Raw genomic sequence first — 17,306 nt, forward strand, 5'->3', positions numbered from 1 at the left:
TGTAATAAACTTATTAAACAAGCTTATGGAATATCAAAATCAGGTATGGATTATGATCGAAATTATGTGGGTAGGTTGAGCTAAATTTCATTTGTTTTTTAGCTCAGTTCTTTGTTACCAACTGTTTTTTTTTCGTCCGAATGAATTTTACCGTTCTGTTTTTCATTTCCATCCGAGTAGGAAGTCCATTAGCACAATAGTTTCGTTCGAGTGAAAAGTCCAATTACAAATCAATTCCACCCCAAACTTATTGGAATGTTTCATTAGTTCTTTCCAAACTTCGTTTACTAAGTTGCGTGTTAACAAGTGTCCCGTCCTTTTCCAAATATGTCTCCGAAATCATTCCAGAATTACCTCGGATATTTATAGTTAAACTATTTTCATCAGCCAACCAAGTTCCAGATTTCCGGTCATCTGATTTTCTGATTTTATTTTGCCCATAATTGACCCATAACCATTCCGCATTACCTTCTTTGCTCAGAATATAAACTTCGACTTGTTTTTTCGAGGAAGTTCCTAAAACCTCTATTTTATAACTTCCTGCATATTTTTCTCTTAACCTATCACTTTCGTTTTTTGCAATGGAATCCTTTCGGGTATTTTCCATCAAAATAGCTTTCTCGATACTATCTATTTTCTTAAGATATTCTTGGGCTTTTTCATAATCAGAATCATCAGATTTAATTGTCGAAAACTGGTTTCTTGCTAGTGCATAATTTTCTTTCTCAAAAGAGTTTTTGCCTAACATTAAATATTTAGGTTTTTCCTCCACACAACTTCCAAGAAATACGATGGTTAGTATTAAAAAAAGAGAGTTTATTCTTTTCATTTGTTCAAATATTGGCACAAATTTCAAAATAGTTGGTAACGTAGGGATATAGATCATATGATATATATATCTTTTATATGTGGAACTAAGATAGCCGATTTTTTATGCCATTAAAGGTAGTTTCAGCCACATGCGTGTAAATTTCCGTTGTTTTGGCCGAATTGTTCCTTAAAAAAACTGAATGTGCTTGATATGAATAAAACGGTCAGTGTGAAAAACGTGCACCGTATTAAAGTGAGCATAACAATACGTATTGAAACTGTTATTTACCTTAGGCTACCATGCGTTTTCAGTGGTTCACTTTGACCGTATTTTGCAGTCTTGCTAAAGGCGTTCTCTTCGAATAACAAACTAAATTCTCCGTTGGCCTTGACCCCTCCGTGACGTCTTAATCATTTGCCATTTAAGATGGGGCGAACATCGCGATTGAAACTAATTTCAGTATTTGACGAATCATTGCAAGACCCCAAAATTAGGATGACCAAAATCCAAATAAGCCTATCTATACTCCTTATACCAATAGGTATTAACATTCCCCATAAATGTAATAGGATAATGGCCTAATATTTTATTTGCCCGACTCCATTAAGCAATAGGTATGCAATAGCTTTATCACTCTTTTTTTACCACCCATTTTATTCCCTCTATAAGATGTTGTCTTCCAAAATCCGTATTCAATGAACGGATATCATGACCCAATTCTGTATAGAAAAATCTTCCTCCTCCCCAAACCCTGGTCCAGGCTACAGGATGATCTTCCCCCATTGTCTCGCCTCCTCTTGTCTTGAAATATTCCCTCACGGGTTCATAAGTTGATTCGTCCACTCTTAATAAAACCTGTACTCCTGGCAGACCTGTAACCGCCCTGGTGTGGTTGGTCCAATCTGCTTCGTACCAAAACTCTTTACCCATTCCCTTAACGGCAGGGTGATCCATGGCAGTGGGATCGACTACTAACTTAGCTCTTAGAAATTCAGAATCACTGTTAAAATCACAACCTCCCAATTCCATTATCCATGGCCAGTTTTCCTGATGTACCAACAATGCATGCAAACCAACAATAGCACCCCCAGCTTTATACCATTCTTCAATGGCATTGCGCTGTTCTTCATTGAAAACCTTATCGAGAACATTTGCATTGTTGAACAGCAATACATCATAATAGCCCAGTTTTTCCTTCGATATGTCCGTACCAGTTTCACTTACATCTATCTGCATATTGTGTTCTGCACCTAAACGAACAATCCATCCATTTACTATGGGGATGTCAGGATGGCGAAACCAACCCGTACCGGAAAAAAGCAAAACCTTCAATGTTGTCTCGTCGCCCATCGCACTGTGCTCGTGCATTTTCTTTTCGTGGTCGGCATCGAGATGCTCTTGCGCAATTAATTGAAAGCTTGATAAAAAAAATAACGAAAAAAAGAGGGTTGCAAAAATTTGGTTTCGTTTGCTTTTCATAAGTGGTAATTCTTTAGAGGTTGGTATATAAATGCCTGTTATAGATTTCAATAAAAATAACGGTTTTATAGGTATTTATAAGGGTCAAAACCTTCCTGACGGGTACTCGACTTAAAGATTTTGCTTTTTCATCATAAATTATATCGAATATTCAACATCTTAAAGTATTGATTTCCAAAATAATCTGTTGAATAGTTGATTTTTGCCCTGTTTTTGAGCCTGTAATTGAGAAAAATCAACTTTCCCTGGGTAAAAAAACTGGAGATATAAATATAGAACATCCCCAAGCGACAAGCTACCCTAAGGGTTTATCTCTCTATTAATCAAGGGTTTGTAATCACCCTAAACGTAGCCGACGGACAACTTTAAGTGGTCATATACAACGGATTTTATTTATAGCCTGAAGGGTGAAACGTTCATAGGGAGCTCCATAATCCAACCCCTTTATGAAGTCGTTCTGGCGCAAATCATCTATAAATTCATTGGCCAACTGCTGGGTGAGTTTAAAAATGGTTAAGGCTATAGGGTTTTAACTGCATTAGGTGCACTACGTGCACTTTCTGCCAAAAGGCAACTTTTCAAGTTTTAGGGAGAACAAGGGACTCTATTCGGGACCCATCAGTTTTTTCGAGGCACCCATTTTGTGAAAGGTATGCCAATTGTATCACATTAAAATCAATTGGTATAAACCAAGAATCAATGACTATCATATTCCGTTACTTCGTTTTGATATTATTTTTTGAGAGCCCATGTGTTAATGGCATTATGTTTACCTTCTAGCACAATCTTATATAAATTGGATGGATATGTAGAGACATCGATGCTTGTTTTATTCAATTTAACCGGAATATGATCCACCAAAGTGTATTCATCCGTTCCACCTTCGGCAAATACATTCGTTGTCGCGATCCAAATAGTAAGCATTCCCTCTTCCTCAAAGGCATCCCAAGTAAGTTCTATTATATCGTTATCAAGAATAGCCTTGGCATTGGCCACTGAGATGGAGTCGGTCAACGCCACCCCGTCAAATTCCCACATGCGTTCTTTTTCTGGGGCTATGCGGAGTGCTTTTAAGAGCGTAGGTGCAATATCTACTATACCCGGACTCCGCCCTTTGAAATACGGGTTCAAATTTTTTGCGTTGGTACTAATCCATGTGAGGCGCTCCCTATCGCTTTGTCCACCATGCCCTTTGCCTGTTTCCGAATTTCTTCCGTGGTCGGTGGTGATATAGACTTGCCAATCTTCGTTGTGATGTTTCTTTCGGTAGTGCATGGCCTGCCATAAACGACCGATTTGGCCGTCCATCGTTTTTACCGCATTGTAAAATGGATCACTATCACCGTATTGGTGCCCCATATCGTCGGTATATTCCAAATATACCCAAGAGAGGTCCGGACTCTCTTCTTTTATGTACCTCGCCGCTTCGTTGGTTACATGTTCATCTATTTTATGGATGAACAGCCGATCATTGCCATGAGGAAAGGTGATGGTATCGTGTTCAAACCCATCAAAATGATAATCCAGTTTTATTTTCGCGGTCTCCGGAAGACCTTCCCCGACCAATTTGGTACGGTTGTCTTCCCAAGTGGAAAAAATGGCCGTTTTCAGTTCGGGGCGGTATTCTTTGGCAAATCTAAAGAGCGTCCAGTACCTATAGTTCGGCTCTTTAATATCGTTGCCCCAAACGTTGTGCTTATGGGCCCAAGTACCGGTAAGTAGACTGTTATAACCTACTGCTGATATTGTAGGGGTTTCAGAATACCCGCCCTTTTCGCCACCCATATAGGCACGTGTATACCCACCTTCCGCCGAAATGGCGTCCAAATTTGGGGTGGGTACTTTTTCGATTACATCTGCCGGGATGCCATCGACGATCACAAAAAGAATTTTTGGAGTGTTGGTTTGGGAAAATCCAAGAGCGTAAAAGGAAGCCCATACAAGCCAAGTAAGAGTCGTTTTCATCACTTTCTGTTTTTTATCCAATCTATTTGAAGGTACGCCGATACACTCTTTTGGTCTGAAAGCGATAGGTAATTGCTATAATAGAGCAATCGCAACACTTGGGTGATTGAGAATTTTTAAAATATACCGACCAAAAGCCCTAATGAACTTACACGAATCATTGGAGCCCCAATGCCTGCCTTTTTGATAGCGTTTCCCTAGAAGATGCCAAAGGCATTAGTCGGGCAATTGATCCCGGTAAATAGAGCCATCAGATCGAATTTCAAATTTTCCGGTAAAATAGGTTTCTTCCTTTCCATCCGGCGACTCGAGCACCGTGATGGCCAGTTGCACCAGTTCATCTCTTAGGTTGTGCACACGTATTTTGTTTTTCTCATAAATCTCTATTCCAGCGAACGCTGATTTCTTTTTTGTTGGAAACATACTTTCTGAATTGCTTCAGTTGTCCTAAGATAATCTTTTTTATAAGCGTGGTATCATAAATTTCTCTTCGATAATAGTATCAAAATGAAGAAAGGCTGTTTGGGTCACAAAATTTGAAATGTTAAAGCGTTTTTGAAATATTTTCGCCCGAGTGCTGTTTTTTAGCAAATTTTGGCACCTAATTATGAGTTTTGAATACTTTTTGCCTTGCCTTAACTTAAATAGGGAAGACAAACAATAATATTCGTTAACTTCATGCGTAAATGCTACCGCTATGAACCGACGAAATTGGATATCACGTGTAACAATGGGCTCTGCTGGACTAACCTTAGTGCCCCATTTGGGGATTTCCATGCCTGCTGCCGACAACAACCGTACTTATTTACGACTAGGAGCCAACGAAAACCCTTATGGTTGCTCATCTGAAGTATTGAAAGTATTCAATACGGCTCAGGCTGAGGTCAATAGATATGCTTTTGCTACAATACCTGAGGTCAAAACAACCTTGGCAGATGCATTTGGCTACGAGACGAACCACGTACTTATTGGGCCTGGATCTTCCGGGCTTTTAGAAGCCGTTGTCCATTTCATGTTGGAAGGTAAGGGAGAGATTACTACCGCAACCCCGACTTTTGATATATTGCCGGCTATGTTCGCCAGATTTAACGGAAATACAAACTATATTCCTCTCAAGAAAGACCATTCCCTTGATTTAAAGGGTATGTTGCAGAAGACCCAAGAACGACCAGGCTTGGTATATATCGTAAACCCAAATAATCCCATTGGTCATGCCTTGAATCCACAAGAACTTAGAACTTTTATTAAGGAAGTGACCCCATACTCCTACGTACTGATAGATGAGGCATATCTCGAGTTCAGTGATAGTAGAGAATCAATGATAGCTATGGTAAAGCACCCCAAGGTTATGGTCATCAAAACCTTTTCAAAAGTCTACGGATTGGCCGGCTTGCGTATTGGTTACGGCTTTGCCCACCCCGAATGGGCCAGTGCATTGGAAAAGCACATGATTTTTTCGGGGCTCCCAGTTTCATCCCCAGCACTAACGGCAGTGAAAATTGCGCTTGAAGACCAAGCGTTCGTTGATTTTGTAGTACAAAAAAACAAGGAGTCTCGTGCCTTGCTCGTAGATACCCTTGAGGGTCTAGGCATCTCTTTTATACCGTCACAGACCAGCTTCATGCTTTTTGACATTTCAAAGTATCGAGGAGATTTTGGTGCGGATATGAAGGATAAGGGTATTATTATCGGCATTCGGGATTATCTCGATAAAAAGTGGTGTAGGGTGAGTATGGGTACGGTTGAGGAAACCACCACTTTTTGCCAAGTGCTGCACCAATTATGGAACGCCTAAAATACCGTTACGCTTTCGAAAGCCAGTTACAAACTTTAAAAATTTCAATAAGGTAATTCTTTAACCACCTTTGCCGGAATGCCTGCCACCACGGTATTTTCGGGAACGTCTTTTGACACCAAAGCGTTGGCCGCCACTACTGAATTTACACCCACGGTCACCCCGGGCAATATGGTAGCACCGGCACCGATCCACACATTTTTTTTTATAAGGATAGGTTTGACTATCAACGATTTTCGTTCTGAAGGTTTCAAAGGATGGCTTTCTGTGATTAGCTTGACCTTGGGGCCGATTAAAACTTCATCCTCGATGGTGATACCCCCAAGGTCTAAAAAAGTACAATCATGATTAATGAACACCTCTTTGCCCAAGCGAATAAATCTTCCGAAATTGGTATGAAATGGGGTAAAAATAGTAGTGCTGTTGTCTATTTGGTATTCAATAATATCGCTTAATAGTTTTCTTATCTCCGTTATATCGGTGGCGGCATTCAGTTTTTTGGAGCGTTGAATAGTGCGTGCCGAGGCCTTGAATATTTTACGATATTGCGGGTCGTTGAAGCGAACGGCCTCCCCTGATTTCAACCGCTCAAAAATATCTTTTACCATGGTATCAATGTAGTTTTGCCTTTAATTGGTCCTAAGAGGATACATGCTCAACCATTAAAAGTACTACTTATCGTTTTTGTTGCCATAAACTGGTTGCTATGATTTTACCCATCTGGATTTAAAAATAAATTCTGGTATCTTAAGATCGAAGACGCTCAACCTTTATCGACCAAAAATCAAATCACTATTTTTAACTCTCCAATGCTTTTGGAATCCCTTATTCCGGTTTAAGCCGAATGGGTAAGAATAATTGCCATTTGAAACCAGTGTATGTCGCGTCGGATGGTGCGGCCCCTAGGGTGTTGAAAATAGTTGCAAATCTGACAAATTTACAGGCAAAGCCATGGAAATATACAGGGTAATGGGTGGATTGTTTATTGATATTTGGCTGTGATAAGAAAAGCCTTAAATTGAAGTCCGATAAAGATGTGTAGTTCACGTTGAATCTGCACTTTAACCATTATCTTGTAGGGCCTATACACTAAAGACTTTTGAACGTAAGGCTGGGCAGGAGATGGGGTACGATTTTCCAGAAGGATTTAGTGGCCATTGGGCGCAACTGCAATCGAGTAAAGGTTGTAGGGCTACGGCATGGTTCATTTATGAGTGATAAACGAAATATTAAAGAACATGAAAGTATTTTTTCAAATCTTTGTCTCGATAATTTGCACACTTCGTTTAGGATGGTGCCAAGAGCTCCTTATAGAGGCCGAAAGCTTTGACAACCCTGGTGGTTGGGTCGTCGACCCCCAGTTTGTACAGCAAATGGGCTCACCTTACTTGATGGCCCATGGTATGGGTGAACCTGTTGCAGATGCCAGCACTACGGTTCGTTTTCCAGAAAAGGGTACGTACCATATCTGGGTAAGAACCATGAACTGGGCTCCTGGGGACTGGCAGGCCCCTGGCAGGTTTCGTTTGAAGATCGACGATCGTTCTTTCGAGAAGCAATTGGGCCAACGGTCGGGTTGGGGATGGGAGTATGTCGGGGCTAAAGAGATACAGCATAATACCGTTGTGCTAAGTCTTGTAGATCTTACTGGTTTCAACGGCAGGTGTGATGCCATTTATTTTTCCGTACAGAAGGAAGAACCCCCGGCTTCGCCCCGAAAAGTAGCTGATTGGCGAATGCAGCTAGCCCAAGAACCCAATGCCCCGGAGGAATTGGAGGCATACGATTTAGTGGTTACAGGCGGCGGAATAGCAGGATGTGCGGCCTCGATTGCCGCTGCCGAACAGGGATTAAAAGTGGCGTTGATCCACGATCGACCGGTGTTGGGGGGGAATGCTAGTAGCGAAATAAGGGTGCATACCCTTGGAATATACGGTCATTTTGAACGTATCCTTAAAAAACTGGATACAGAGCATTATCCCAACGGCTCCGCTGAAGCCAAATTAGATCAAAAAAAACGCGATGATAATGTCAAGAGTTACGAGAACATCGACCTTTATCTCAATTGGCGGGCCTATGATGCGGTGGCCGAAAACGATTCGATTCGCTATGTAGACGCACGCCATACCCGAACGGGCAAAAGAAAAAGGTTTTCGGCCCCTTATTTCGTAGATTCTACTGGAGACGGATGGATCGGTTTTTGGGCGGGTGCCGATTTTTCGTACGGCCGTGAAAGTGTAAACACTTATGATGAAGATTGGGAAGAATGGGGGGAACTATGGAGCCCTGAGGAAGCCGACAACGCGGTAATGGGCTCTTCGGTGTTATGGGGTTCGAAGGAAACCGAAACGGAGCAGAGGTTCCCCGAAGTGCCTTGGGCACTGCCGGTAGCGAAAACCTATGAGGAAGTTAATGGCGAATGGCAGTGGGAGTTTAGCCGAAATGATTTAAATCAAATTGATGATGCCGAAGCAATTAGGGATCATATGCTTCGCGCCATATATGGTTCTTTTGCCAACGCAAAGAAAGACCCAAAAAATGCGACTAGAAAGCTGGAATGGGTATCTTATTTGGTGGGAAAAAGGGAGTCACGCAGATTGGTTGGGGATCATGTTTTTACTTTTAACGATGCAAAGAAGGGTACCAAATTCCCGGACGCCGTAGTTCAGGAAACTAGGGAGGTCGACGTTCATTATCAGACCGTTCTGGAAAATGAACAGAATCCTGACTTTATTTCAGAGGCCCTTTTCTATAAGACTCCCCGGTATTACATTCCTTATAGAAGTCTATATTCAAAAAACATTAAAAATCTGTTTATGGCAGGAAGAAATTTCAGCACGTCACATGTCGGATTGGGCGGCCCGCGAGTGATGCGCACCACGGGTCAAATGGGGGCTGCCGTAGGTCTTGCCGCGGTACTTTGTAAAAAATACGACGTGAATCCCAGGGATATTTATACGGGTTACCTTGAGGAATACCTTGATTTGATAGAAAGCCAGAAATATCTTAAAATTCCGGAATCAAAGAAATGAGATGGTCTTTGACGGCCATAGCGCTTTTTGTTCTGCAGCTAGGGATGGCTCAATTAGGCGGAACACCATCATTTTCCAACGGGTGGAGTAAGAGCGGTCAGGTACAGCAACCTGAATTTTTTATATTCCCTTGGGAACCCGGCACACGGTTACAAGAAAAGAAGACTTCTCTTAGTATTGAAATAGATTCAATGGGTATGCAACCTATTAAAGCTCTGGTCAATGAGGGAGGAAGAACTACACTATATGTCTCGGATATTTCTACACCGGTCTGTGCCGATGGCGATTGCCGCTTGATGGATATTCGATTATATTGGACCCTCTTGGGCGGATATGCGGGCTTTGATCGGTATCGAAGTGCACCATTGACGAAGCACGACCATGATGAGTTCGTGTATGCCGACTATCTAAAACTGCACCAGCTATTGCTTGATGACAATTCGATTCTCAAACGAAGAAAGATCGACGAGCTCGTAAAAAAACCGGCACAGCCCGAAGAAGAAGGGGTTGATGCCATTGCCGGTGCTACCATAAAGGAAGTTAAGGAATCAGTAGTTTCAGGGGCATTGTATTCGTGCTATACAGCTTGGCATTTGGTTAATGGGGGCATTAAAGACAAAATTAAAGATTTGACGATCAGTACATTGAACAATGAACTATTGGAGCAGATGCTAATGACCGATAATTCAGATTATCAAATGTTCGTTCTTAAGCGGCTTTCAGACCGTCAATATGAACAATATTACGTGCGTATCGCTGAAATTTTTGGCGGGGGTATCCCCTTGGTCAGGACTTTAATCGTAAAAAATCTTCCTGAAACCATTTGGAATTCCGAAAGATTACAAGAGCCTTTTTGGGGGCACTTTGAAAGAATCGATATCAATACGCGAAGTTTATTGTTGGGGCATTTATCGGAAGCACCCGCCTCAGTGGTACATGGTCTATCCAATAAATTGGGGCAAATGACGAAAAATCAACTTAAAATCTATCTAGAGTATTTGTCCGAATCACAATTTTTGGATACGTCGATACTCGATAATCTAAAGAATTTTTCCAGTGACCAAAGAGAGGCGAATGCCTATCTGGTATCCTATTTTTTGGAAGACCTTAGACTTTAAGAATGTCGGGGGCTATACTCGTTTTTTAGTATTAATTTAAATAAAAACTTATGGTTTCATTTCTTCTTTCCATTCTAGTTTTGATATTAGGATATTTTTTATACGGTCATTTTGTAGAAAAGGCTTTTGGAATAAAAGTTGAACGCGAGACCCCTGCCATGCGTCTCCGCGATGATGTCGATTTTGTGCCCTTGCCCACATGGAAGATATTTCTGATACAATTTTTGAACATTGCCGGTTTAGGTCCGATTTTCGGGGCGATAGCTGGTGCCATGTTTGGTCCCTCCGCTTTTCTATGGATTGTATTGGGGAGTATTTTTGCTGGGGCGGTACACGATTATCTTTCGGGGATGTTATCGGTGCGACATGACGGCCTGAGTATAAGCGAAATTGTCGGTATATATTTGGGTCAGGGTGCCAAACACTTTATGCGCTTTTTTACCGTGGTCTTACTTATTTTCGTTGGAACGGTTTTCTTGGTCGGCCCAGCTAAAATAATCGATGGTATGACATCGAACGCCTTTGGTATTTGGGTATGGGTCGGTATTATTTTGGTCTATTACATCCTTTCGACCTTGCTGCCAATTGATAAGGTCATAAGTAAGCTATATCCGATTTTCGGAGTTGCCATGTTGTGTATGGCAATAGGGCTGCTCATAGCCCTATTATTCGGCAACTATCATATTCCGGAACTGGTTCCTTCGAATATCCGAAACATGACCACTGATCCTGAGGCAAAGCCGTTATTCCCTATCCTTTTCGTTACTATAGCCTGTGGTGCCATTTCCGGTTTCCACGCCACGCAATCACCCTTGATGGCGCGGTGTATGAAAAACGAACGTTTTGGGCGAAAGGTTTTTTTTGGAACAATGATTACCGAAGGGGTAGTAGCTTTAGTTTGGGCCGCAGCAGCAATGACCTTCTTTGGTAATGTGACCGACCTCAATGCGGCCATGTTGGCCAACAACAACAATGCGGCATGGGCTGCAAACGAAATTTCTCTCAATATGCTCGGGGGCGTGGGGGGTATTTTAGCGCTTTTGGGCATTGTCGCTGCGCCGATAACTTCCGGAGATACCGCTTTTCGATCGGCACGATTGATTTTAGGCGATGTCTTTGCATTCGATCAGAAAAAGATCAAAAATCGACTTTTGATAAGTCTTCCTCTGTTTATTATCGCTTTTGCTCTGACCCAAATGGACTTTGGCATTATCTGGCGTTATTTTGCGTGGAGTAATCAAACTTTGGCCACCGTAGTTTTATGGACGGTGACAGCCTACCTGTTTTACGAGAGTAAAGCCTATTGGATTTCATTATTTCCGGCATTGTTCATGACGATGGTATGTTCAACCTATATTTTAGTCGCACCTGAGGGTTTTCAGTTACCAAATCATATCGCCTATATCGGAGGCACAATATTGACCCTGATTATTTCATTGGGTTTTTGGGTTTATGTGTTCCGAAAGAAAAAAGTCTTTGCCGGAATATGAAACAGTGCCTCTTCAATAGGAGAGGAGACAGCCCTAAACTAATTACTTAGAGTATCCTCTTACTTTTCGTAAATTAGACTTTCGATTACGAAACTTGAAACATCCCAAATTGATAGAAAAACTACTTTTTTTCATGCAAAACATGGCATTTAAGGTAAGGTTAAATTATAGCCTTGTTTTTTGTGTACTGCTGTCTATCGGATTAAACGCACAAATTTCCGGGGTGGACTACAATTTCGTCAACATTGACCAAAGGAATACCCAAAGAGCGGTTTCTACCATTGTTCAAGATAGCTTGGGCCTGATCTGGATGGGTACCAACGGCGTTGGTCTTCAAAAATACAATGGCGTCGATTTTGTTTCCTACAAGCAAGATTTTAACGATTCTACCTCCTTGAGCAGCTCCCTTATTTATGATGCCTTTGTTGATGAGGAAGATCAGTTATGGATTGGGACCGAAGCAGGTCTGAACATATATGATCGTGATCACGACCAATTTCACCAAATCGAATTCTATCGGGATTCGGTGTTGTTAGAGAACGTGCCTATTCGTGCCATCCAGGTCAGTCCAAAAGGCAAGATGATCGTCGGATCCCATTATCACGGTCTTTTTGAAATCGATAGGAATGCGCTGATCGGCCATAGAGTAGCGATGGATATGGTTGAAATTGCCTCCCTAGAAATAAACAGTATTGTACGCAACAAAGGGGAAGAACTATTGATAGGTTCCAACATGGGCCTTTTTACGTATGAGGCGGGGAAGGTAACTTATGTTTCTTTGAACAATGATGATCTGAAAGATGGGAATGGTATACCCTATCATATTGAATCGATGTTCAAGGATGATGAAGGCTCGATTTGGATGGGTACTTTTGCTAACGGTTTGGTAAAGGTCGAAATCAACCCTTTCAATTCGTACAGCATTTTCAATTATACCATTAGCAACGAACGCGTATTGTCCATTGCCCAAGACCCAGATGGTCTAATTCTTTGTGGCACTGAAAACGACGGGCTTTTCATTTTGCAAAAGAACGGCAAGATTTTAAAGCATTATCGATATAGTAAGTTCAATGCCAACAGTATTAAATCAAATTCAATTTGGTCAATTTTTGTCGATCATCACGACCGTATTTGGGTAGGGTATTACAATAATGGAGTAGGCATTTATGATAGGCTATATGACAAGTTTAAGGATGTACGTAGCCTAGCCAACGTCAACAACTCCTTACAATCGCCTTCCGTGACGGGAATAATTGGCGATACGGCAGGCAATCTTTGGATAGGATTGGATGGTGGAGGTGTAGATATATATAATCCACTAACGGGGCGTATTAAGCATCTGTTGAACTCGGCAGATTCGGAATACAAAGGGTTGGATGCCGAAGATGTCACGGCACTTTTTAAAGACAGTAACAACAATATCTGGGTAGGTACATGGAATAGTGGCATCTATTTGCTCCCTTACAAATCAAAAACCTTTCGTCATTTCACCGCATCGAATACGGTTGGCGGCCTTCAATCGAACCGGGTCATGAGTTTTGCGGAAGATGCGGACGGAACGATTTGGATCGGGTCTTTCGTAAAGGGTTTGCACGCTTATGATATACAACAAAAAAAATTCATCCATTACAATGAGGCCATATTCGATGATCCTAGTCCGGGCCAAGGAGCCATGAGGATCGTGTTGGTCGATAAGAACAATTCCATTTGGATGGGGACTACAGCAGGACTTTATAAGCTATCGAATAATGATCCGTTGAACAGTAATGTGATTTCAATGAATCGGGAAATGTACCGTAAGTTGGGGGATACATACGTCACCGATGCCATTGTATCGCTGTTCGAAGATCGTCGAGGGAATATTTGGATAGGAACGGATGGAGCCGGTCTTTGTAAATATGACCGTAATACCGATAGTTTTAAGTGGTTCGGGCAGCAAGAGGGTTTGAGACAGGAAACGATTGCTTCCATTCTTGAAGATGACAATGGCGACCTGTGGATGAGCGGAAATAATGGGCTGTCCCATTTTGATGTGAAAAATCAAACCTTCAAAAACTTCGATGTCAACGATGGTTTGCTTGCCAACGACTTTAATTTTAACGCGGCATTTAAGGATGGCAACGGTCTACTTTATTTCGGAAATTACGGAGGTATCAATTATATCGACCCTACGAATATCAAGATCAACAAAAACAAACCTGAGGTATATTTCACTGATTTTAAGCTTTTCAATAAAAAGGTAAAACCCAATGAAGACGGTACCCCCTTACAAAAGACCATTGCCGAGACAGATAGTTTGAGTTTGAGTCATCGCCAGTCGGTTTTCACTATCGAATATGCCGCCATTAATTTTACCCGACCCAAAAAAAATCAATACGCCTATTACTTGGAAGGCTTTGATGATGATTGGAACTATGTGGGGTCGACCCGAAGTGCTACCTATACGAATTTACCTCCTGGAAATTACACATTCAAGGTAAAGGCTGCCAACAACGATGGTATATGGAACGAGACGCCAAAGTCGCTAAAGATAACAATGCTACGGCCTTGGTGGTCTACTAGTTGGGCCATAGCCCTATACATCATAGCTATACTGCTCATCTCATATTTTTTGGTAAAGCTGATTACACAAAGGATCCGAGAAAAAAGAATGGTACGGATGGAAAGGGAAAGGAGAATACAGGAGGAGGCTCTAAATGATAGGAAAATACAATTCTTTACAAACATTTCCCATGAGTTCAGAACGCCATTGACCCTTATCTTAAATCCGCTGGAAGACATACTGGGAGACACCAATCAAAAGATATCCGGCACCATTCACGACAGGCTGCGAATCATCCACAAGAACACATCTCGATTGAAACGCTTAATCGATGAACTGATGGATTTTAGAAAGCTACAGACCAACAAGTTCAAAATTAAGGTATCACAATTTGAGGCTACGGCATTTGTGAGCGAGGTGGCAAGTCATTTTGATGAAGAGGCCTTGCTGAGAAATATCATCCTAATGGTGGAATCCGATGATGAACCGATTAGTCTATGGAGCGACCCTTCATTATTGGAAAAGGTAATTTTCAATATCCTATCGAATGCGTTTAAAATTACGCCCGATAACGGCTCAATTACCGTAGGGCTTTTCAAATGTGGGCAAGACGTTGTCTTTCCTATGATAGATATTAAAAAAGCTTTTCCTGCTTTGGAAATATATGTTGAGGATACTGGAAGTGGCATCAAGAAGGAAGAACTTGAAAGGGTATTCGAGCGGTTCTACCAAGTAAAGGAAATGAACAGCCAATATTATGGGGGAACAGGCATTGGGCTAGAAGTGGTCAAAAGTTTTGTGGATTTACTGAAGGGGAAGGTCGTTGTAGAAAGCGAACAGGCCATAGGAACCAAATTTAGGATTTTCTTACCGCTAGGAAAGAATCATTTCGACAGCAATGAATTATTGATTACACCGCAAGAGAAAGTGGCAATTTCTACTTCGGCGGATGCAGGGAAGACCTATGAGAGGAAGATAATTGACAGTTCTAAAAAAACATTGTTGATCGTTGAAGATAATGCGGAACTACGTACCTATTTAAAAAATGAACTCGAGCATGAGTATACTGTTATCGAAGTGGTCAATGGGGTTCAGGGTCTCGAAGCGGCTCGTAAACGGATTCCGGATTTAATTTTGACAGATGTGGTCATGCCAGAGATGGACGGTTTTGAGTTTTGTAGCCAAATCAGACAAGACCTTAAGACCAGTCACATACCCGTATTGATGTTAACGGCTAAGGCGATGACCGACGATTGGGTGAAAGGTATCGATTGTGGTGCCGATGTGTACTTGACCAAGCCTTTTGAAATGAAGGTGCTCAAGGCCCAACTCAGACAAATTCTTCATAGCCGTCAAATATTGTTTAAAAAGTACATTGAAGATTCGAATAGCTTTACCGTTCCTGAAAATACCTCAAGCCTGGATAAAAATTTTATGTCTCAAGTATTGAACTATATTTCTAAGAATATCGCCGACGAAAACTTAAATGTCGAATCCCTAGCGGAAGAACTCCATTTGAGCAGAAGCCAGTTGTATCGAAAAATCAAAGCTATGACAGGGCTGACAGCTACTGAATTTTTACGGAAAGTACGCCTTGAAAAAGCGAAAAGGCTCATCGAATCCGGTACGGAATCCATTAGTGAAGTTTGTTATAAGGTGGGTTTTTCTTCACCCTCTTATTTCACCAAATGTTTTAAGGCGTATTTCGGGGTATTGCCCACCGAATTGAAATAGGTAGACGAGACTTCTTTTATCCAATCCCTTTGTCGTTCTTTTTTCAAGTTGCCTTGTACCTGGCGGATATGACACAAATGTTTTAAAGACCGCCCCATATGAGATAGTCATTATTTTTAATATGACCGATATTTATCGTCACGTTTTAAGTTCATACCGTCGTAAAGATGGAACTTCTATAGTTAACTATGAGAACAAATAATATGAGAATTTTTAGTATGGTTGTTACTTTCCTCGTCTTTTTGCTAAGTCTCGGAGGTTGCACGGAAAATAAAACGGATGATATAAAGAAACCTGAACAGGCACGCTCACTGAAGAGAGCATTTGCCGATGATTTTTATGTGGGTGCGGCCATTAATGCCCGGCTAATTTCTGAAGAGGACAGCCTGGCCCTACAATTACTAAGAAAAGAATTCAACTCCATCAGTCCCGAAAATGATATGAAGTGGGAAAACATACACCCCGCTCCAGATTCCTTTTATTTTGATATCGCGGACAGATACGCGGCCCTCGCTGAGGACAATAATATGTTCGCTTTGGGTCATACCTTGGTCTGGCATAGTCAATTGGCAGATTATATGAATACGGTAAGCGATACGGCTACGATGAATGTCTATCTCGAAAATCATATCAGTACCATTGTACAACGTTATAAAGGCAAAATTGATGCTTGGGACGTAGTCAACGAGGCCTTAAATGAAGATGGAACGCTCAGGGAATCCGTTTTTTTTAAGGTACTGGGCGAAAAATACATCGCAAAAGCCTTTAAACTGGCTGCCCAATCAGATTCCGATGCAAAGCTTTTGTATAATGACTATAATCTATGCGTACCCGAGAAAAGGGGTGGTGCGGTGCGTTTGGTCAAAACCTTACAAAATGAAGGGATAAAAATAGACGGGGTCGGTATGCAGGGGCATTGGGGGCTGAAAGAGCCTTCATTGGCCGAAATCGAGAATAGTATTCTGGCCTATAGCGATTTGGGAGTAAAGGTTTCAATAACGGAACTCGACATTACGGTGCTACCAAACCCTTGGGATTTGGAAGGGGCGGAAGTAGGCCAAAATTTTGAAAACGAAGATCGTATGAACCCCTATCCAGATGTTTTACCCGACTCGGTACAGCTACAATTGGCGCAACGCTACCATGATATTTTCCAGCTTTTTGTCAAGCACAGTGATAAAATTGATCGTGTTACCTTTTGGGGAATCAACGATGGTAATTCGTGGTTGAATAATTGGCCAATAAGGGGTCGTACCAACTATCCACTGCTTTTTGATCGCAAGTTCCATCCTAAGGAGGCGTATGATAGCATTCTTTCCTTGATATCGGAAAATTGATTT

The 17,306-nt window shown here is 41.6% G+C and carries 11 protein-coding genes; 6 read left to right on the forward strand and 5 right to left on the reverse strand.

Annotation, left to right across the window (positions count from 1 at the left end):
- Positions 1 to 247: 247 nt before the first annotated feature.
- The 4 genes from F2B13_RS06655 to F2B13_RS06670 form a co-directional block, all read right to left on the reverse strand.
- Positions 248 to 829 (reverse strand): outer membrane protein assembly factor BamD, encoded by a 582-nt coding sequence (locus tag F2B13_RS06655; RefSeq protein WP_149274224.1) that lies wholly within the window; start codon positions 827 to 829, stop codon positions 248 to 250.
- Between the two features lie 612 nt (positions 830 to 1,441).
- A complete protein-coding gene (locus F2B13_RS06660) occupies positions 1,442 to 2,290 on the reverse strand; it encodes a ThuA domain-containing protein (RefSeq protein WP_149303778.1) in 849 nt (282 codons plus the stop codon).
- Between the two features lie 732 nt (positions 2,291 to 3,022).
- Positions 3,023 to 4,255 (reverse strand): alkaline phosphatase family protein, encoded by a 1,233-nt coding sequence (locus F2B13_RS06665; RefSeq protein WP_149303780.1) that lies wholly within the window; start codon positions 4,253 to 4,255, stop codon positions 3,023 to 3,025.
- 216 nt (positions 4,256 to 4,471) lie between these two features.
- On the reverse strand, positions 4,472 to 4,678 hold the full coding sequence (locus F2B13_RS06670; protein WP_149303782.1) for a hypothetical protein: 207 nt from the start codon (positions 4,676 to 4,678) through the stop codon (positions 4,472 to 4,474).
- 274 nt (positions 4,679 to 4,952) lie between these two features.
- Between F2B13_RS06670 and F2B13_RS06675 the strand changes: the two genes are divergently transcribed.
- Positions 4,953 to 6,050 carry a pyridoxal phosphate-dependent aminotransferase gene (locus F2B13_RS06675; RefSeq protein WP_149303784.1) on the forward strand — a complete coding sequence of 366 codons (1,098 nt, stop codon included), beginning with the start codon at positions 4,953 to 4,955 and terminating at the stop codon, positions 6,048 to 6,050.
- Positions 6,051 to 6,094: 44 nt separating this feature from the next.
- Here the strand turns inward: F2B13_RS06675 and F2B13_RS06680 are convergent, their stop codons facing one another.
- Complete coding sequence (locus F2B13_RS06680; protein WP_149303786.1) at positions 6,095 to 6,658, reverse strand: sugar O-acetyltransferase; 564 nt, start codon at positions 6,656 to 6,658, stop codon at positions 6,095 to 6,097.
- Positions 6,659 to 7,288: 630 nt separating this feature from the next.
- Here F2B13_RS06680 and F2B13_RS06685 point away from each other — a divergent pair.
- The 5 genes from F2B13_RS06685 to F2B13_RS06705 all read left to right on the forward strand — a co-directional run bounded on the left by F2B13_RS06685 (position 7,289) and on the right by F2B13_RS06705 (position 17,303).
- The gene (locus tag F2B13_RS06685) at positions 7,289 to 9,082 is read left to right on the forward strand and encodes an FAD-dependent oxidoreductase (protein WP_149303788.1); all 1,794 of its coding nucleotides are present in this window, start codon (positions 7,289 to 7,291) and stop codon (positions 9,080 to 9,082) included.
- Positions 9,079 to 10,200 carry a hypothetical protein gene (locus F2B13_RS06690; protein WP_149303790.1) on the forward strand — a complete coding sequence of 374 codons (1,122 nt, stop codon included), beginning with the start codon at positions 9,079 to 9,081 and terminating at the stop codon, positions 10,198 to 10,200. Before F2B13_RS06685 ends, F2B13_RS06690 begins: the two co-directional genes overlap by 4 nt.
- A 50-nt stretch (positions 10,201 to 10,250) precedes the next feature.
- Positions 10,251 to 11,690: a carbon starvation CstA family protein gene (locus tag F2B13_RS06695; protein WP_149303792.1), complete on the forward strand. Its 1,440-nt coding sequence runs from the start codon at positions 10,251 to 10,253 to the stop codon at positions 11,688 to 11,690.
- A 142-nt stretch (positions 11,691 to 11,832) separates the two neighbouring features.
- Positions 11,833 to 15,966 (forward strand): hybrid sensor histidine kinase/response regulator transcription factor, encoded by a 4,134-nt coding sequence (locus tag F2B13_RS06700; RefSeq protein ID WP_149303794.1) that lies wholly within the window; start codon positions 11,833 to 11,835, stop codon positions 15,964 to 15,966.
- 218 nt (positions 15,967 to 16,184) lie between these two features.
- Positions 16,185 to 17,303 carry an endo-1,4-beta-xylanase gene (locus tag F2B13_RS06705; RefSeq protein WP_232625199.1) on the forward strand — a complete coding sequence of 373 codons (1,119 nt, stop codon included), beginning with the start codon at positions 16,185 to 16,187 and terminating at the stop codon, positions 17,301 to 17,303.
- The last annotated feature ends 3 nt before the right edge of the window (positions 17,304 to 17,306 follow it).

Origin of the sequence: Pareuzebyella sediminis, assembly GCF_008367235.1 — a bacterium.
Taxonomy (GTDB): Bacteria; Bacteroidota; Bacteroidia; order Flavobacteriales; family Flavobacteriaceae; genus Pareuzebyella; species Pareuzebyella sediminis.